This is a genomic window from Marinobacter sp. G11, assembly GCF_021282325.1.
Lineage (GTDB): Bacteria > Pseudomonadota > Gammaproteobacteria > Pseudomonadales > Oleiphilaceae > Marinobacter > Marinobacter vinifirmus.
Map to the genome: position 1 here is coordinate 69,307 of NZ_JAJSPB010000010.1, position 18,122 is coordinate 87,428.

18 protein-coding genes are annotated in these 18,122 nt (G+C 59.2%); 13 read left to right on the plus strand and 5 right to left on the minus strand.

All coding sequences use genetic code 11. The annotated features are described in order from the left end of the window. The first annotated feature begins 16 nt into the window (after nucleotides 1-16). Together ppsA and rraA are read left to right on the plus strand one after the other, a co-directional pair. On the plus strand, nucleotides 17-2,389 hold the full coding sequence (gene ppsA, locus LWH94_RS08710; protein ID WP_232901922.1) for a phosphoenolpyruvate synthase: 2,373 nt from the start codon (nucleotides 17-19) through the stop codon (nucleotides 2,387-2,389). 33 nt (nucleotides 2,390-2,422) lie between these two features. Next, nucleotides 2,423-2,902 carry a ribonuclease E activity regulator RraA gene (gene rraA, locus LWH94_RS08715; RefSeq protein WP_022988086.1) on the plus strand — a complete coding sequence of 160 codons (480 nt, stop codon included), beginning with the start codon at nucleotides 2,423-2,425 and terminating at the stop codon, nucleotides 2,900-2,902. A gap of 85 nt (nucleotides 2,903-2,987) precedes the next feature. On the opposite strand, the gene LWH94_RS08720 is transcribed toward rraA, so the two are convergent. Beyond that, entirely contained in the window at nucleotides 2,988-3,653 is a 666-nt protein-coding gene (locus LWH94_RS08720; protein ID WP_199456899.1) for a TIGR04211 family SH3 domain-containing protein, read from the minus strand. 121 nt (nucleotides 3,654-3,774) lie between these two features. Next, nucleotides 3,775-4,074 carry a YciI family protein gene (locus LWH94_RS08725; RefSeq protein ID WP_022988084.1) on the minus strand — a complete coding sequence of 100 codons (300 nt, stop codon included), beginning with the start codon at nucleotides 4,072-4,074 and terminating at the stop codon, nucleotides 3,775-3,777. 85 nt (nucleotides 4,075-4,159) lie between these two features. On the opposite strand from LWH94_RS08725, the gene LWH94_RS08730 reads away from it, so the two are divergent. Further along, nucleotides 4,160-5,032: a PHP domain-containing protein gene (locus LWH94_RS08730; RefSeq protein ID WP_232901923.1), complete on the plus strand. Its 873-nt coding sequence runs from the start codon at nucleotides 4,160-4,162 to the stop codon at nucleotides 5,030-5,032. On the opposite strand, the gene LWH94_RS08735 is transcribed toward LWH94_RS08730, so the two are convergent. Continuing rightward, nucleotides 5,029-5,571, minus strand: a complete 543-nt coding sequence (locus LWH94_RS08735; RefSeq protein WP_232901924.1) for a YecA/YgfB family protein — start codon at nucleotides 5,569-5,571, stop codon at nucleotides 5,029-5,031. The genes LWH94_RS08730 and LWH94_RS08735 overlap by 4 nt on opposite strands. A gap of 2 nt (nucleotides 5,572-5,573) precedes the next feature. Next, nucleotides 5,574-8,537, minus strand: coding sequence for a ribonuclease E (gene rne, locus LWH94_RS08740; protein ID WP_232901925.1), 2,964 nt, complete (start codon nucleotides 8,535-8,537; stop codon nucleotides 5,574-5,576). A gap of 590 nt (nucleotides 8,538-9,127) precedes the next feature. Between rne and rluC the strand changes: the two genes are divergently transcribed. The 3 genes from rluC to LWH94_RS08755 are packed head-to-tail and all read left to right on the plus strand — an operon-like array spanning nucleotide 9,128 to nucleotide 11,960. Further along, a complete protein-coding gene (rluC, locus tag LWH94_RS08745; protein WP_269802532.1) occupies nucleotides 9,128-10,210 on the plus strand; it encodes a 23S rRNA pseudouridine(955/2504/2580) synthase RluC in 1,083 nt (360 codons plus the stop codon). Next, nucleotides 10,210-10,857, plus strand: coding sequence for an HAD family hydrolase (locus LWH94_RS08750; RefSeq protein ID WP_058340096.1), 648 nt, complete (start codon nucleotides 10,210-10,212; stop codon nucleotides 10,855-10,857). The genes rluC and LWH94_RS08750 overlap by 1 nt, the downstream gene beginning before the upstream one ends. Before the next feature lie 38 nt (nucleotides 10,858-10,895). Next, a complete protein-coding gene (locus LWH94_RS08755) occupies nucleotides 10,896-11,960 on the plus strand; it encodes a S49 family peptidase (RefSeq protein ID WP_058340095.1) in 1,065 nt (354 codons plus the stop codon). Between the two features lie 39 nt (nucleotides 11,961-11,999). Here LWH94_RS08755 and LWH94_RS08760 read toward each other — a convergent pair whose 3' ends face one another. After that, nucleotides 12,000-12,596: a Maf family protein gene (locus LWH94_RS08760; protein ID WP_232901926.1), complete on the minus strand. Its 597-nt coding sequence runs from the start codon at nucleotides 12,594-12,596 to the stop codon at nucleotides 12,000-12,002. A gap of 150 nt (nucleotides 12,597-12,746) precedes the next feature. Between LWH94_RS08760 and LWH94_RS08765 the strand changes: the two genes are divergently transcribed. The 7 genes from LWH94_RS08765 (at nucleotide 12,747) to fabF (ending at nucleotide 18,120) form a co-directional block, all read left to right on the plus strand. Then, nucleotides 12,747-13,304: a YceD family protein gene (locus LWH94_RS08765; RefSeq protein ID WP_094624237.1), complete on the plus strand. Its 558-nt coding sequence runs from the start codon at nucleotides 12,747-12,749 to the stop codon at nucleotides 13,302-13,304. 30 nt (nucleotides 13,305-13,334) lie between these two features. Further along, on the plus strand, nucleotides 13,335-13,514 hold the full coding sequence (gene rpmF / locus LWH94_RS08770; protein ID WP_022988074.1) for a 50S ribosomal protein L32: 180 nt from the start codon (nucleotides 13,335-13,337) through the stop codon (nucleotides 13,512-13,514). Nucleotides 13,515-13,557: 43 nt separating this feature from the next. Beyond that, nucleotides 13,558-14,562, plus strand: coding sequence for a phosphate acyltransferase PlsX (gene plsX / locus LWH94_RS08775; RefSeq protein WP_201785312.1), 1,005 nt, complete (start codon nucleotides 13,558-13,560; stop codon nucleotides 14,560-14,562). A gap of 122 nt (nucleotides 14,563-14,684) precedes the next feature. Continuing rightward, nucleotides 14,685-15,623, plus strand: a complete 939-nt coding sequence (gene fabD, locus LWH94_RS08780) for an ACP S-malonyltransferase (protein ID WP_094624236.1) — start codon at nucleotides 14,685-14,687, stop codon at nucleotides 15,621-15,623. 15 nt (nucleotides 15,624-15,638) lie between these two features. Continuing rightward, nucleotides 15,639-16,382: a 3-oxoacyl-ACP reductase FabG gene (gene fabG, locus LWH94_RS08785; RefSeq protein ID WP_022988071.1), complete on the plus strand. Its 744-nt coding sequence runs from the start codon at nucleotides 15,639-15,641 to the stop codon at nucleotides 16,380-16,382. A 131-nt stretch (nucleotides 16,383-16,513) separates the two neighbouring features. After that, the gene (gene acpP / locus LWH94_RS08790; RefSeq protein ID WP_022988070.1) at nucleotides 16,514-16,747 is read left to right on the plus strand and encodes an acyl carrier protein; all 234 of its coding nucleotides are present in this window, start codon (nucleotides 16,514-16,516) and stop codon (nucleotides 16,745-16,747) included. 125 nt (nucleotides 16,748-16,872) lie between these two features. Then, nucleotides 16,873-18,120: a beta-ketoacyl-ACP synthase II gene (fabF, locus tag LWH94_RS08795; protein WP_232901927.1), complete on the plus strand. Its 1,248-nt coding sequence runs from the start codon at nucleotides 16,873-16,875 to the stop codon at nucleotides 18,118-18,120. The last annotated feature ends 2 nt before the right edge of the window (nucleotides 18,121-18,122 follow it).

Genomic DNA, 18,122 nt, shown 5'->3' on the forward strand with positions numbered 1-18,122 from the left:
CAAGGGAGACCACGCTTTGGAAGATTACATTATCTGGTTTGACCACCTGGGAATGTCCGATGTTGACCGTGTTGGAGGCAAGAACGCTTCCCTCGGTGAAATGATCAGTAATCTCGCCAATGCAGGTGTTACCGTTCCTGGCGGTTTTGCAACAACTGCACACGCCTACCGGGAATTCCTGGCCACCGATGGCCTGAAAGACCGCATTGATGAAGCCCTGGATGCCCTGGACGTTAACGATGTTAACGAACTGGCCCGGGTTGGCGCACAGATTCGCCAGTGGGTGATCGACACCCCGTTCCCCGACGTTCTTGATAATGCCCTGAAAGAAGCCTACGCGAAACTCCGGGATGGCAATGAGTCCATGGCGGTTGCGGTTCGTTCTTCTGCGACTGCGGAAGACCTGCCGGATGCATCTTTCGCTGGCCAGCAGGAAACCTTCCTGAACGTGGTTGGCCTGGAGCAGGTTCGTGTTTCTGTCAAAGAAGTATTTGCCTCCCTGTTCAACGACCGTGCGATTTCCTACCGGGTTCACCACGGCTTTGACCACAAGCTGGTGGCGCTGTCTGCCGGTATCCAGAAAATGGTGCGCAGTGAAACCGCTTCCAGCGGCGTCATGTTTACCCTGGACACTGAATCCGGTTTCCGTGACGTGGTGTTTATTACCTCTTCCTATGGCCTGGGCGAGACAGTAGTACAGGGCGCGGTAAACCCTGACGAGTTCTATGTACACAAGCCGACCCTGGAAGCGGGCCGTCCGTCTGTGCTGCGCCGTAACCTGGGCAGCAAGGCCATCAAGATGGTTTACCATTCCGAGCCCGGCGAAGGTAAGTTTGTGGAGACCGTGAAGGTAGACCACGACGAGCGCAACAGCTTCTCCATCACCGACGCGGAAGTAGAAGAGCTGGCCAAGCAGGCCATGATCATCGAAAAGCACTACCAGCGCCCGATGGACATCGAGTGGGCCAAAGACGGCGATGACGGCAAGATCTACATCGTTCAGGCCCGCCCTGAAACCGTCAAGAGCCGTGCGTCTGCCAACGTTATGGAGCGCTACCTGCTGAAAGAAACCGGCAAGGTGCTGGTGGAAGGCCGCAGTATCGGCCACAAGATCGGCAGTGGCCCGGTGAAAATTATCACCAGTATTAACGAAATGGACCGTGTGCAGCCCGGCGACGTGCTGGTAACAGACATGACGGACCCGGACTGGGAGCCGGTCATGAAGCGCGCGTCTGCCATTGTGACAGACCGTGGCGGCCGTACCTGCCACGCGGCGATCATTGCCCGTGAACTGGGTATCCCGGCGGTCGTAGGCTGTGGCGATGCCACCGAGCTGCTGAACGATGGCCAGGAAGTGACTGTGTCCTGCGCCGAAGGCGACACCGGCATGATCTACGAGGGTGCGCTGGACTTCGAACTGCGTGAGAACACCGTCGATTCCATGCCCAGCATTCCGTTCAAGATCATGATGAACGTGGGCAACCCGGACCGTGCCTTTGATTTCCAGGCGCTGCCGAACGAAGGTGTGGGCCTGGCCCGCCTCGAGTTCATCATCAACCGGATGATCGGCGTGCACCCGAAAGCACTGCTGAACTACGACAACCTGCCGCGGGATATCAAGCAGACCGTAGACAAGCGCATTGCCGGGTACACCTCGCCGGTGGACTTCTACGTGGACAAGCTGGTTGAGGGTATTTCCACCCTGGCCGCAGCCTTTGCGCCCAAGAAGGTGATTGTTCGCCTGTCTGACTTCAAATCCAACGAGTACGCCAACCTGATTGGCGGTACTTTGTACGAGCCGGACGAAGAGAACCCGATGCTGGGCTTCCGTGGTGCGTCCCGCTATATTTCCGAAACCTTCCGTGACTGTTTCGAGCTGGAATGCCGTGCCCTGAAAAAGGTGCGCAACGAGATGGGCCTCACCAACGTGGAAGTGATGGTTCCGTTTGTGCGCACGGTAGGCGAAGCCGAGCAGGTGGTGAACCTGCTGGCCGAGAACGGCCTGAAGCGCGGCGAGAACGGCCTGCGGGTGATCATGATGTGCGAGCTGCCGGCCAACGCTCTGCTGGCGGATCAGTTCCTGGAGCACTTCGATGGCTTCTCTATCGGTTCCAACGACCTGACCCAGCTGACCCTGGGCCTGGACCGGGATTCCGGCATCATTGCCCACCTGTTCGATGAGCGGAACGATGCGGTGAAGATCCTCCTGTCCAACGCTATCCAGGCCTGCAAGAAAGCCGGCAAGTACATTGGCATCTGTGGTCAGGGCCCGTCGGATCATCCGGACCTGGCCAAGTGGCTGATGGACGAGGGTATCGATACGGTATCCCTGAACCCGGATTCTGTCCTGGATACCTGGTTCTTCCTGGCCGACGAAAAGATTGACTGATTACGAACGCTTCGGAAAAAGGAGAGTAGCAAGGTGAGCAATATTATTACGCCGGATCTGTGCGACGAGTTTCCGGAAGTACAGGTGGTGGAAGCCGGTTTCAACAACTACGGTGGTGTTCGTCAGTTTGGCGGCGAAATCGTAACGGTTAAGTGCTTCGAAGATAACTCCATCGTAAAAGAGCAGGTTGGCCTGCCGGGCAACGGCCGGGTGATGGTGGTTGACGGTGGCGGCTCCAAGCGGAATGCGCTGCTGGGCGATATGCTGGCCGAGAAAGCCGCTGAGAACGGCTGGGCGGGGCTGGTTATCTATGGCTGCATCCGCGATGTAGACGAGATCGGCAAGACCCACCTGGGTGTTCAGGCGCTGGGTACCATTCCGCGCAAGACCGAGAAGCGTGGCATTGGTGACCTGAACATTCCGGTGACCTTCCACGGGGTGACGTTCCACCCGGGGCAGTATGTCTATGCCGATAACAACGGCATCATTGTTTCCGAGAAGCCCCTGGTGTAATTCCGGGGCAGGAAGCAGAACCAAAAACGGCGGCCAGATGGGCCGCCGTTTTTGTTTGCAGGACTGGAACTTGGAGGGCCGGTGATCAGGCCCAGTTGTCGGTCTTGCGGGTAGGTTTGAGCATGGGCACCAGAAGCGCCAGCAGCACGCCGGCAAACACCAGGCCGGCGCCCAGCAGCATGAAGTCGGATTCTTTGCCGGCTTCCAGGCGCTCGTTTTCGGCGGTCAGTACTTCCAGGTCGTTACGCAGTTTCTGGTTGTCTTCCAGCAGCTCCCGGTTGCGGCGCTCCAGGTTGATGGAGTCGGCGGCGATGTTCTTGATGCGCTCCAGTTCTGTCTGCAGTTGCTGGGACCGGCTGGACAGGTTGCTTTCGGCACTCTCCAGTTCGTCGCGCTCTGAGGTAACGGCATTGAGCTGTTCCCGGGCCTGGGCCAGTTCTGTCCGGGCGGTTTCAAGGTCTCGGGTTGCCTGTTGCAGACGGTCTTCTGCGATGGGCTGGTTGCTCAGATACTGGCTGGCTACCCAGCCTTCGTTACCCTTGGAGGTGCGTACCCGGGTGTAGCCGTCTCCGGTTTCGAGCACTTCCATGCGGGTGCCGCTGACTGCGTTCTCGATAATGCGGAACTGGGAGCCGGCGCCGGTGCGGACAGGCAGGTAAACTTTGTCGTCTACCCAAACCGTTCGGGCCTGGGCCACGGCAACCGAGCTGATGATAAGCAGTAAGCTGAGAAATAAACGAAACGGTGTCACGGGCGGGTTTCCCTGAGTTTGACGGTTGTTGCTTTAGTTTGCCTGAAAATCAAGGCGCCAATTTTGTCACAGGATGGCCGTGGTTCAAAAGCGCCCGAGGGTTACAATCCGCTCATGCTGCTCAGGGCAGGGCGACCTTGTAGGGCTTCACTTTCACTTCCTTGTAAACACCAGCATCCACATACGGGTCGGCATCGGCCCAGGCCTGTGCCTGCTCAAGGGATTCAAACTCGGCAATTACCAGGCTGCCGGTAAAGCCGGAATCGCCCGGTTCCGGTGAGTCGATGGCCGGGTGCGGGCCGGCAACCAGCAGGCGGCCCTGGTTTTTGAGGTCTTCAAGCCGGGCCAGGTGGGCCGGGCGCGCCTGTTTGCGCAGGGTCAGGCTGTCCGGGATGTCTTCACTGATAATGGCGTAATACATGGGTGCTCCGGTTATCGTGGGCCGGGGTAACGGCCCGCAGGCCAAGGCTGATACACTGTGGCCACGTTTTATGACAGGAATGCCCGTGACTATACCCCAACACCAGAATCCATGCATCGACCTGCATTGCCACAGCACCGCGTCGGATGGCGCATTGGCTCCCGAGGAGCTGGTTCAGCGCGCGGCAGAGCAGGGCGTTACCCACCTGGCCCTGACTGACCACGATACGATCAACGGCCTGGAGCCGGCGCGACAGGCGGCTGCAGGGCACGGGATGACACTGGTTAACGGCACTGAGCTGTCCTGCGTATGGCGCAGCCAGACCATTCATATCGTCGGGCTGGATTTTGATCACTTGGATGCCGATTTCCTGGCAGCGCTGGCGCGCCAGCATGACAACCGCTGGCAGCGTGCCCGGTTGATCGCTGACAAGCTGTCCAAGCTGAAAGTGGATGGATTACTGGAAAAGGCCACCGCCCATGCCGGTGGGGATGTTCCGGGCCGCCCCCACTTTGCCCGGGTGCTGATTGATGAGGGTGTGGTCTCCCGAATGGATGCCGCCTTCAAGCGCTATCTGGGTACCGGCAAGCCGGGTGATGTGAAAGCCTGCTGGCCGGAACTGGACGAGGTGGTTGGCTGGATTGAGCGGGCCGGGGGGATCTCTGTGCTGGCGCATCCCCGCAAGTACAAGCTGACCGCGACCAAGTTGCGGGAGCTGACGGCGGATTTCCGAAGAGCCGGGGGGCGAGGTATCGAGGTGTCTGTTTCCGGGCAGTCCAGTGGTGATCTGGGCTTTGTGGCGGAACTGGCCAGGCGGGAGAAGCTGCTGGCATCGCAGGGCAGTGATTTCCACTTTCCCGGTGCGCCCTGGTGCGAGCTGGGCAAGATAACAAAAATGCCAGAGGGGCTGGAGCCCGTCTGGCATCATTTCAAGCAGCCGGTCAGCGCCGGGGTTTAATCCGGCGCGTGGAACAGCAGGTACAGATCGGTCAGTGAATCCGGGATGGCTTCTGCCATCCGGCTGGCCAGTTTCTCGTCGTTGCGGACTTTCTGGAAGTCTTCATCGTCGAACAGGCCAGACAGTGTCAGCATGGGCACCATCAGGTCTGCCACTTCTTCTTCATTGGCGGCTTCGAGCCATTCTTCCTCGTGATCCAGGAAGGTGTCTACGAACCCTGCGCACCAGTTTTCCAGTGCGTTCATGGGGTCGCCGTCTTCCGGCTCCGGGAGTTCCAGCGACTGGCCCATATCCAGCAGGTGGGCCATTTCCCTGGAGAGTTCGTTCACGCAGTGAGCGAAGATCTCGGGTACCCCGCCATCGGGCAGGTTATCTGCGCCGGTGGCAAGGCGGAAGATATCTTCCGCCCCGAGGCTGACCGGGCCAACGACGCTGGCGCATACCACCCCGTGCAGTCCGAAGAAGTCCAGGGCGTCGTCACCCCAGGGCTCGGCGAAGAGGATGTCTTCCAGCGCTTCGATGTCCGAATTGGTCAGCATAATCAATTACTCCCGGCCTGCTTTTCAGCTTCGGCCTTTTTAGCTTCTTCGGCCGCTCGCTGACGCTTGCGGACCTCTCTTGGATCATTGTAAGCGCGGCCCGGAGTTACCGGTACGTCTTCTGGCTTGGCCTGGGCTTCGGGAGCTGGCTCTTCCGCCTTCTCGGCCTTTGCTTCCGGCTTTTCTTCGGCCTTCACTTCAGGCTTGGCTTCAGCCTTTTCCTCAGCCTTGGGCTCCCTTCTCGCTTCAGGAGCCTTGGCAGGCTCAGCCGCTTCGGCCGGCTTGCTGGTGGCTTCCGGAGCCGTTTCTGCCTTGTCGGCTTGTTCCGGCTTGTCAGCGTTATCCGCCTTGTCTGCCTTCTCTGCTTTTTCTGCAGCCTTGGGCTTGCGCGGGCGGCCGCCGGAGCGGGGTTTGCGGGCCGGCTTGTCTTCGCTGGCTTGAGGCTTTTCCTCGGCCTTGGCTTCGGTGCTTTCAGTCTGCTCAGCTTTCGCCTCAGCCTTTTCCGCTTCTGGCTTGGTCTCTTCAGCCTTGGGCTCTGCAGGCTTGGTTTCTTCAGCCGCCGGAGCCTTCTCGGGCTGCTTGGCAACCTCTTGCTTCACCTCGGCCTTGGCCACCTCAGCTTTCTTCACCTCGGCAGTATCCTGCTCGACGGCTTTTTCCGGCTGGGTGTCTTTCTGGTGCTTTTCGCTACGCTCGGCTTTACGCTCAGCCGGAGTAGACACCGGAGCCTCGGCCGGAGAACCGTCCCGGTTACGCTGACGACGCGGCTTGCGACGCTTGTCATCGGCTGCCGGCTTGTCGCTGGCCTGCTGGGGCTGCTGGTTGTCAGCCTGGTCGCGGGTTTCCTTCTGGTCCTTCTGGTCCTTCGGATCCCGCTGCGGACGGTTACGGTTCTGGCTGCGGTTCTGGGAATCCCGGCGGTTATCGCGACGGTTGTCGTTTCCGCGGTTATCCGCGCCTTTGTTGTCGGCAGACTTGTCCTGCTGACCCTGGCGACTGCCGCTGCTGCGGGATTGGTCATCGCTCCGGTTGTTGCGGTTACGGCTGCGGTTGTCGTCGCTGCGGTTCTGGGAACCGCCCTGGCGGCGATCGTTGCCGTTGCGGTTACTGCTGCCACCGCCACTGCGCTGATCATCACGGGCTACGCGGGTTTTCCGGCGATCCTGGCGGGCCTGGGGCCGACGGTCGTCAGTACGCTCGCGGGTGGTGCTGCGCTGGTTGGTGGTGCCTTCGCTTTCCGGCTGGTCGCCGCGGAAGAAACAGGCAATCTTCTTGCCCAGTTTGCGGAACAGGCCTTCTTCCTGCTCGCTGGCTTCCTGGCTGGCTGGCGCCGCTGCCGGAGTGGGCGCAGGAGCCGCCGGGCGAATGGCTTTTACAGCGGCCTGTTCGCGTACCGGCTTTTCGGTGCCGGGCATTTCAACAACGGCTTCTTCTTCGCGCTCGTTGTACTGTTGGGCAACCTGGTGGCTGGAAACGTGTTCCGGGGTGGCTTCATCCTGGCGCAGGCGGATGATTTCGAAGTGCGGGGTTTCCATGTTGGGCACCGGGGCAACCACAACAGAGACTCCCTGGCGGGCTTCGATATCGGCCAGCTGCTTGCGCTTCTCGTTGAGCAGGAAGGTGGCCACAGAGACCGGCACCATGGCGCGGACTTCGGCGGTTTTTTCCTTGGAAGACTCTTCGTAGATCAGGCGCATGATGCTCAGGGCCAGGGATTCGATACCCCGGATGGTGCCCTGGCCTTCACAGCGAGGGCACACTTCACTGCGGGTTTCACCCAGAGACGGGCGCAGGCGCTGCCGTGACATTTCCAGCAGGCCGAAGCGGGAGATCTTGCCAACCTGAACGCGGGCCCGGTCGATTTCCAGGGCTTCACGCATTTTATGCTCGACTTCACGCTGGTGCTTGGCCGGGGTCATGTCGATGAAATCGATCACGATCAGGCCGCCCATGTCGCGCAGGCGCAACTGGCGAGCGATCTCTTCGGCCGCTTCCAGGTTGGTCTGCAGGGCAGTCTCCTCGATATCGTGGCCCTTGGTGGCCCGGGATGAGTTGATGTCGATGGATACCAGCGCTTCGGTCGGATCGATTACGATGGAGCCGCCAGACGGCAGTTTTACTTCGCGCTGGAATGCGGTCTCAATCTGGCCTTCAATCTGGTAACGGCTGAACAGTGGGATTTCATCCTTGTACAGCTTGATCTTGTTTTCGAAGGTGGGCATGACGGCGCGAACGAAGCTCAGGACGTCTTCGTACACGCTTTCGGCGTCGATCAGGACTTCGCCGATGTCCTGGCGGAGGTAGTCGCGCACGGCGCGGATGATCACGTTGCTTTCCTGGTGAATCAGGAACGGAGCCTTGCGCTCACCGGCCGCCTGGGTAATGGCTTCCCAGAACTGCACCAGGTAGTCGAGGTCCCACTGGAGCTCTTCGGTGGTACGGCCGATGCCGGCAGTACGCACAATGATGCCCATAGACTTGGGCACCTGGACGCCGTTCATGGCTTCTTTCAGCTGGGCCCGCTCTTCACCTTCGATACGGCGGGAAATGCCGCCGGCACGGGGGTTGTTCGGCATCAGCACCAGGTAGCGGCCGGCCAGGGAGATGAAAGTGGTCAGGGCTGCGCCCTTGTTGCCACGCTCTTCTTTATCGACCTGTACGATGACTTCCTGGCCTTCGGAGACCACATCCTTGATGTTGATCTTGCCTTCGATCTGGCCCGGGGATTTCTTGAAGTATTCCTTGGAGATTTCCTTCAGGGGAAGGAAGCCGTGGCGGTCGGCGCCGAAGTCGACAAAGGCAGCTTCCAGGCTGGGCTCTACGCGGGTGATGCGGCCTTTGTAAATGTTGGATTTTTTCTGTTCGCGGGTGCTGGATTCGATATCCAGGTCAAACAGCCGTTGGCCGTCTACAAGCGCTACGCGCAACTCCTCGGGGTGAGTTGCATTGATCAGCATTCTTTTCATGGAAAGAAAGGGTTCCTGTCGTTTGTTAGTGACAGAAAACCGGAGGGTTCGCATCAGCGAAGCAGGATGTGCGTGCCGCAGGCCCTGTTACAGCAGGGAGGGGCCGGCGGCCAGACGGATCATACCCTTATGGGGTGAGATCCTGTAAGTCTGAGACCACCGCCTGTGATTCGCCTGCCTGTAGGCAGGGAGAGTTCGTTCAGGTTGAGTGTCTGTTGACGCATAATATCCGTTTTCAGGTTCACACAAACTCCTGGGTCTCACGTCGTATTGGTTTGCAGACGGCCCGGGTTCGCGTGGCAATGATTCTTCGCGATGTCGCCCGACGGTTTTCCGTTCGGTTGTTTCAGCTCCCGGTCAGGTGCAGCCTCTCTGGGTCTGGCCTGTGAGTCCGGAAGTTTGTCTCCCGCCGTGCCCGGTAATGATTGGGCTTGCGGCGTTCAATCTCTTAATCAGTGTCGGTATACTGCTGCCGCTCCGGCTTCTGACCAGAGTTCGTCAGGCCGTAGACAAACGGCAGAGCACGCCGGAATATAACAGTAAAGGGCTGATCATTCAATCTTGCATTCATCCACCGCAAAAGGTTTCCCATGGCGCGTAATTCTGGTTCCCGTAACAAGCCGTCCAGGGCTGGCAAACCGGGCCGGCCGGGCTCTTCCCGGGCAGGGCAGGGCAGGGCTGCGGCACCTGCGCCGGCTGCCGCGCCGGCGGAGCGCACGGTGCAGAAGGGGGTGCAATGGATCAGGGTAGATGAGGATATGGCCGGCCAGCGGGTGGATAACTTTCTGATGGCCCGCTTGCGGGGTGTGCCCAAAAGCACGGTGTACCGGATTGTCCGCAAGGGCGAGGTGCGGGTTAATAAAGGGCGCGTGAAGCCGGATACCCGCTTGCAGGCCGGTGATGTGGTACGTATTCCGCCCATGGTGCAGCAGGCGAAAGCGGAGCATCCAAAGCCCGGTGACCGGGTGCAGGGCGTCATGGAAGCCGCCGTGGTGTTCGAAAACGACGATATGCTGGTGGTGAACAAACCCTCCGGTATTGCCGTACACGGCGGCAGCGGTTTGAGCTTCGGGCTGATCGAAGTGCTCCGTTCTTCCCGGCCACAGGCGAAGTTCCTGGAGCTGGTGCACCGGCTTGACCGTGATACCTCCGGGCTGGTGATGGTGGCGAAGAAACGATCGGCCCTGCGTTTTCTGCAGGATGAACTGCGCCACAAGCGGATACGTAAACACTATCATGCGCTGGTGGCGGGCACCTGGCCGGAAAAGCTGGCGCGGGTGGCCGAGCCGCTGTTGCGTTACGAGATGCCTAACGGCGAGCGCCGGGTGAAGGTGAGTGGCGAGGGCAAGGAATCGCTCACGCTGTATCGGTGTTTGCAGCGGTTTGAGGGTTATTCGCTGGTTGAGGCTTCGCCGGTTACCGGCCGTACCCACCAGATTCGCGTGCATTGTGCCTGGGCGGGCCATCCGATTGCCGGAGACGACAAGTATATGGATGACGCCAGCCTGAAGGCGTTCCGGGCCGTGGGCGGTGAGCGGTTGATGCTGCACGCCCGGGCGCTGGAGTTCACATTGCCCGGTTCAGGTGAAGCAATGCGGCTGGAAGCTCCGTATGATACTCCTTTCGGCAAGCTGGTTGATGCGCTTGCCCGTCGCGGTAAAGGTAAGTTCTGATGAATGTAAAAGTAGTGATTTTTGACTGGGACGGAACCCTGATTGATTCCGTAGACCACATTGCTGACAGTCTGCACCAGGCTGCCACTGAGCTTGGGTATCCGGAACTGGAGCGTGAGGCCTATCGGGATATCATCGGCCTGGGCATGATCGAGGCCCTGGAAAAACTGTATCCGGGGCTGACCCGCGACGAAATGCAGCGCATCCGCGATGGTTACGCAGGGTATTTCTTCCAGAAGGTGACCACCCCGCAGAACGTATTTGACGGTATGGCCGATGTGGTTACCGATATCCGGCGTTCCGGACGCGGCTGCTCTGTGGCGACCGGCAAAAGCCGGCGCGGCCTGGCGAGGGCCCTGACCTCCAGTGGCTTGGGCCCGCACTTTGATATCACCCGGTGTGCGGATGAAACCCGCTCCAAGCCGGATCCGCTGATGCTGGAGGAGATCCTGGCGTTCTACGGCTATGAGCCGGAAGAGGCGGTGATGATTGGTGATACCCGCTACGACCTGGATATGGCCCGGCGTATTGGTATGCCGTCCATTGGCGTTGAGTGGGGTGTGCACCAGCGGGATGTGCTGCAGGAATACGACCCCCACGCGGTAGTCACGTCGGTAGACGAGTTGCGGCGGGTTCTGGGGCTTTAACGGTTTTGTTACCGCATTGATCGGTTAAGGGATAGCGGATGAGCGAGTGGGATTCGGACAAGCAGCCCGGCTGGGGCGATGAGCCGGCGCAACCTGAAGAAAAAGGACAGGGTGCGTCTTCCGGTAAGAAAGGCTGGTTTGGCAGGAAGCAGCCGGCTATGCCGCCGGAGTCTGGCCGGGACTGGCGGCTGATCGAGAAGCTGGTGATGTCGTTGCAGGCGGAGCAGCGACGCAGCCGGCGCTGGGGCATCTTTTTCAAGTTTCTGACCTTCGGTTACCTGTTCGCGTTGCTGTTCCTGATCCGGTCTCCTATCGGTGATGGCATGGCGGGTGCCACCGGTGCCCACACGGCATTGGTAGAAGTGAATGGCACCATTGCGGCGGATGAGCTGGCCAGTGCCGACAACCTGGTGGGTGCGCTGCGCTCGGCTTTCGAGGCCGAGAACTCCAGGGCGGTTGTGCTGCGCATCAACAGCCCGGGTGGCAGCCCGGTGCAGTCCGGGTATGTCTATGACGAGATCAAGCGCCTGCGGGAAGAGTACCCGGATAAAAAGCTGTATGCGGTGATTTCCGATATTGGGGCTTCCGGTGCCTATTACATTGCCGCGGCGGCTGATGAAATCTACGCCAACCGGGCAAGCCTGGTGGGTTCTATCGGCGTGGTTGCCGGTGGTTTCGGTTTCACCGGCCTGATGGAGAAGCTGGGTGTTGATCGGCGGCTTTATACCGCTGGCGAAAACAAGGCGTTCCTGGATCCGTTCTCACCCGAGCGTGAAGGCGAGGTTGCCTTCTGGCAGAGCGTGCTTGAAAACACCCACAAGCAGTTCGTGGAAGCTGTTAAGGCTGGCCGGGGTGACCGCCTGGCGGATAACGAAGAATTGTTCTCCGGCCTGGTGTGGAGCGGCGAGCAGGCGCTGGAGCTTGGCTTGATTGACGGGCTGGGTAGCACCTCCTGGGTGGCTCGCCAGCTGGTGGGCGAAGAAAAACTGGTGGATTACAGCCGCAACCGTTCGCCGTTCCAGGAGCTGGTGGACCAGCTTGGTGTTGCGGTGGGTGAGGGCGTGGCCAGCCGCATGCTGGAGTCCCGCCTGGAGATTCGCTGAGCCAGGTTTTTCGGGTGAAGCAGTCCTGATCCGGTTTGATCAGGGCTGCAGCAGCGGTTTAACGCCCAGTTCCCTGAGCAGGTCGATCAGCGCAATCAGCGGCAGGCCGATCAGGCTGTTCGGGTCTCGCCCTTCCATGCTTCGGAACAGGGCAATGCCGAGCCCTTCCATCTTGAAGCTGCCGGCGCAGTCGTAGGGCCGTTCCTTGTTCAGGTAGTTCTCGATTTCTTCAGCTGTCAGTTCCCGGAAGTGGACCTCGAAAGGCTCGCACCGGGTTTTCAGGGTGCCGGTACGGGTGTCGAGTACCGCAAGCCCGGTCAGGAATCTCACGCTGTTGCCGCTGCTGAGGCCTAGTTGTTCCCGGGCCTTCCGGTGGCTGCCGGGTTTGTTCAGTAAGGTGCCGTCCGGTAGTGTGGCCACCTGGTCGGAGCCGATGATGATTGTGTCCGGGTAGTGTTCTGCCAGGGCCCGAGCCTTGCCGGTGGCCAACCGGAGCGCGAGTTGTTCGGCGGATTCGCCGGGAGCCGGCGTTTCATCAATGTCCGGGCTCGCACTGTTAAAGGGTAGCCCCAGCCTTGCCAGCAGCTCTTTGCGGTAAGGGGAGGATGAGGCGAGCAGCAGGGGCGGTTGGTTCATGAATGCCTTCTGGTTCCGGTGTATGGTGCGGTGATTCAGGTGGAAACGCCGGAGGTTATCGTAAAATACCCCTACTTAAACGGGAAGGGGTGGGTTAAAAGCGATTAAGTCTTTGACAGCAGGCGGTCTCGCCCCTAAAATTGCGCGCCTATGTCTGAAGCACCGAATGCTCAACTGCCAAAATCCGTAGACCCTAACCGGTTGGCGGAGCAGAACACGACCCTGGAGGGAGTTATTCCGCTCGCGGGGCTTGTTCGTTTCTCCGAAGCGGTTCCGGGGTTGCCGGAAGGCAGCGAGTGCCACGTTAAGCTTTCCTTTTATATGGATAGCGAACGTCGCCGGTTGGTGTCGGGTGAAGTATCCGCACCGGTGATACTGGAATGCCAGCGTTGCATGAATAATATGCAGACAACGCTGGAATCCCGTTTTGATTTGGGGCTTGTGCTCAACGATGAGCAGGCTCAGAGGTTGCCCAAGGCGTTGGAACCCTTCCCGATGGAAGACTACAACGCAGATTTGTGGGCCATGGTGGAAGATGAACTGTTGCTGGTTCTGCCGCCGTTCCCCCTGCATGAACGCCAGGATTGCCCGGCGAGCAAGGAACTGGAAGCACTGGAACCACAGCAGGCCACCGAGAAGCCCGAGGCAAAGAAACGCGAGGATAACCCGTTCAGTGTTCTGGCGGGCCTCAAGAACACCAAGCACTAACGTTTTCGTAATCAGGTCAGGAGCATAATCATGGCTGTACAGCAAAATCGCAAGACCCGTTCCAAGCGCGGCATGCGCCGTTCACACGATGCCCTGAGCACTGCTGCTCTGAGCACCGACGCAACTACTGGTGAAGTACATCGTCGTCACCACGTATCTCCGGACGGTTTCTACCGCGGCAAGCAGGTTGTTGAAGCTCGCGACGAGTAAGATCGTCGGGAAACTCTTCTGACCTGTGTCGCATGGACCCGTGGTGAGTAAACCAGTCACCATAGCCATTGATGCCATGAGCGGTGATCGTGGCGCTTCAGTGGTGGTCCATGCAGCGCTGGAAGCAGTGCGCGAAAATGAGGCCTTGAGTCTCGTTCTGGTAGGTATCCGGAGCGAGCTCGAGGCCTTGTTGCGTGATGGGCATGCCAGAATCCGCATTGTTGAAGCGGCGGATGTGGTGCGCATGAACGAGCGCCCCTCCCATGCGCTGCGACACAAGAAAAACTCCTCTATGGCCATTGCGCTCTCCCTGGTGCGCGACGGCGAAGCCCAGGGCTGTGTCAGTGCCGGAAATACCGGTGCGCTGATGGCTTTCGGGCGATCAATTATCCGCATGTATCCCGGCATTGAACGGCCGGCCATTGCCAAGCTGGTTCCCTCGTTGCGGGGCCGTTGCCACGTGCTCGACCTTGGCGCCAACGTGGATTCCAGTGCCGAAAACCTCTACCAGTATGCCTTGATGGGGTCGCTGATGGCCACCGCCATCTGTAGCCTGGCCGAACCTCGCGTGGCCCTGCTGAACGTGGGTGAGGAAGAGATCAAGGGCAACGAACAGGTTCGCCTGGCCTCCCATATGCTTGCCCAGTGCGACACTCTGAACTACATAGGGTATGTCGAGGGCAACGACCTTTTCCGTGATGTGGCCGATGTTGTAGTGTGTGACGGCTTTGTGGGCAATATTGCCCTGAAGACCGGTGAAGGTGTTGCGGGGTTGCTGATCGAACTGCTGGAGCAGGCGTTTACCCGTTCGCTCTGGGGGCGTTTTGTGGGGCTCCTTGCCAAACCGATTATCGGCCGGCTTTTGCAGCTGATGGACCCTTCACGGCATAACGGTGCCAGTTTGCTGGGGCTTCAGGGAGTCGTTATCAAGAGCCACGGCAACGCCAACGAGCGTGCGATGCTGGCGGCAATCCGGCAGGCAGTTCGCGAAGTGGAGCTGGAAGTGCCTCGTCGCATCAACGAACGGCTCGATGACCTGATGTTATAGGTCGCCAACGGCTGCTGAGACTAAAGTCTGCCCGCATTTGCGCCCTTATTCGCGGATAATTGGCCTGAGTTGTACTATTGGCTAATCTCCACCCACCCTTCAATGACGATAAGATTCCGCCCATGAAATCAGCGTTTATTTTCCCCGGACAAGGCTCCCAGTCGGTAGGCATGCTTTCTGCTGCTGCCGAGGCGTGGCCTATGATCAGTGAAACCTTTGATGAAGCGTCTAATGTCCTGGGCTATGACTTGTGGCACCTGTGCCAGCATGGGCCGGCTGAAGAGCTGAATCAGACCATGGTAACCCAGCCTGCGTTGCTGACCGCCAGTGTCGCCTTGTGGCGCCAGTGGTGCGTGTCTGAAGGCCCGCGCCCGGACTTCGTGGCTGGCCACAGCCTGGGTGAGTACAGTGCCCTGGTGGCTGCTGAGAGCCTGGACTTCATTGAAGCTGTAAAGCTTGTTCAACTGCGCGGCGAGCTGATGCAGGATGCCGTGCCTGCCGGTGAAGGCAAGATGGCAGCCATCCTGGGCCTGGAAGACGCCGATGTGGTTGCGGCCTGTGAAGAGGCCGCCCAGGGCGACGTGGTTGCAGCAGTGAACTTCAACGCACCCGGCCAGGTGGTGATTGCCGGTTCCGCTGCGGCGGTAGAGCGCGCAATCGAGGTTTGCAAGGCAAAGGGTGCCCGCAAGGCCATGCCGCTGCCGGTCAGCGTGCCTTCCCACTGTTCCCTGATGAAAGGCGCTGCCGAGCAGCTGGCTGAAGCATTGGAAGATGTCCGCTTTAACGATGCTGTCATTCCGGTGGTTCAGAATGTGAATGCAGCCGTGGTTAAAGATGCCGATACGCTCAAGGCAAACCTCCTGAAGCAGTTGTATTCTCCGGTGCTTTGGACAGACTCTGTGCGGGCGTTGGTTGCCGAGGGCGTTAACGTGTCGGTTGAGTGTGGTGCCGGCAAGGTTCTGGCCGGGCTGGCCAAGCGCATTGACCGCCAGTTGGCGGTGAACAGCATCGAAGATCCCGATTCTCTGGCAGCCGCCCTGAAGGCGTTTGGCCAGTCCTGATAAACGGAGTTGTTTATGTCTTTGGAAGGCAAAGTTGCACTGGTAACCGGTGCTACCCGGGGGATTGGCAAGGCCATTGCCCATGAGCTGGCCCGGCAGGGTGCGGAAGTTGTGGGCACGGCTACCAGTGCTGAAGGTGCCGAATCCATTACCGAAGGCCTGAAGTCTGCTGGCTTCAAGGGCTACGGCATTGTGATGAACGTAGCCGACGCCGACAGCATCGAGGCGGGCCTGAAGCAGCTGACCGAACAGTCTGGTGCTCCGCAGATCCTGGTCAACAATGCGGGTATCACCCGTGATAACCTGTTGATGCGCTTGAAAGACGACGACTGGACGTCTGTGCTGGAAACCAACCTTTCCAGCGTTTACCGTACCAGCAAGGCCGTTTTGCGTGGTATGGCCAAGGCCCGCTGGGGCCGGATTATCAATATCAGTTCCGTGGTTGCCGGTATGGGTAACCCGGGGCAGGGCAATTATTGCGCTGCCAAGGCCGGGGTTGAGGGCTTCACCCGCAGCCTGGCCAAAGAAATGTCTAACCGCGGCATTACCGCTAACTGTGTAGCGCCCGGTTTTATTGACACCGATATGACCAAAAAACTGGACGACAAGCAGCGTGACGCTATGCTGGAAATTATTCCGGCAGGGCGTTTGGGCGAGCCGGAAGAAGTAGCTTCTGTGGTGGCTTTCCTGGCCTCTGAGGGCGCAGCTTACGTTACCGGAGAAACCATTCATGTGAATGGCGGCATGTACATGGGTTGAGCCCGTTTCGGGCTGTAGTGCAACCCCTTGTCGCACAACATGTTTAACTGAATCCCTGCTTGTTTGCAGGTAGGGTTTAAACTAAACTGGCAGCCATTGAGTTGCTTGGTTGACACTAAAGTGAGGACATTATGAGTACAGTTGAAGAGCGCGTGAAGAAGATTGTTTGTGAACAGCTGGGCGTTAAAGAGTCCGAAGTTCAGAACACATCTTCTTTTGTAGAGGATCTTGGCGCTGACTCACTGGACACTGTTGAGCTGGTTATGGCCCTGGAAGAGGAATTCGAAACTGAAATTCCTGATGAAGAGGCTGAGAAGCTGGGCTCCGTTCAGGACGCGATCGACTATATTGTCGCGCATACCTGATACTCAGTAGATCAGATAGCCAGGCTAAAAGCCGTCCTTTAGGCTTCTTGAAGGACGGCTTTTTTATTGGCTGAATATCAGCATTTCGGTTAAAAACGACACGGAATATTCAGGTGAGTGGGGTTATGAGCAAGCGACGGGTTGTCATTACAGGCATGGGGATGTTGTCCCCGGTAGGGAACGATGTCAGTACCTCCTGGAACGCAGTGTGTGCCGGGCGCAGTGGCATTGGCCAGATCGACCGGTTCGATGCCAGCGAGTATGGCACGCGTATCGGCGGGGCGGTGAAGGACCTGGATATCGAACCCTGGCTGTCTTCCAAAGAAGCCCGCAAGCTTGACGCCTTCATTCACTATGGCCTGATTGCCGCCCAGCAGGCGGTGGACGACAGTGGCCTGGAACAGTTCGACAAGCTCGACAAGGAGCGGGTGGGCATTGCCATCGGCTCCGGTATTGGCGGCCTGGAGTACATCGAAAAGAACATTATTCAGATGGAAAAGGCCGGCCCCCGCAAGGTATCTCCGTTCTTTGTGCCGGCGTCTGTGATCAATATGATTTCCGGTAATGCGGCTATCCGGTTTGGCTACAAAGGCCCGAACATCGCCATTGTGACCGCCTGCACCACCGGTACCCACAACATTGGCTATGCGGCCCGCACCATCGCCTACGGCGATGCTGACGTGATGCTGGCCGGCGGCGCCGAAATGGCCACCACCCGTTCCGGCATTGCCGCATTCTCTTCCGCCCGTGCCCTGTCGACCCGCAATGATGAGCCGGAAAAGGCCAGCCGCCCCTGGGACAAGGAGCGCGACGGCTTTGTGTTGAGTGATGGCGCTGGCGTGCTGGTCCTGGAAGATCTGGAACATGCAAAAGCCCGTGGCGCGACGATTTACGGCGAAGTGGTCGGCTTTGGCATGAGCGATGACGCCCATCACATTACCGCACCCCCTGCGGACGGCGACGGCGCTGCCCGGTCTATGGCCAATGCCTTGCGGGATGCGGGCCTGAAGCCGGAAGAAGTGGATTACATCAACGCCCACGGCACATCGACCCTGGTAGGGGATGTAGCCGAAGTGGCTGCGGTTAAATCGGTGTTTGGCGGCCATGCGCAAAAGCTGGCCATGAGCAGCACCAAGTCCATGACGGGCCACCTGCTGGGCGCTGCCGGTGCCGTTGAGGCCATTTTCTCGGTGCTGGCCCTGCGCGAAGGCATTCTGCCGCCAACCATCAACCTGGATAACCCGGATGAAGGTTGCGACCTGGACTTCGTGGCCAATCAGAGCCGCAAATCCGATGCCCGGGTAGCGCTGTCCAACTCCTTCGGCTTTGGCGGTACCAACGGTACGTTGATTTTCCGCCGTTACGAAGGCTGAGA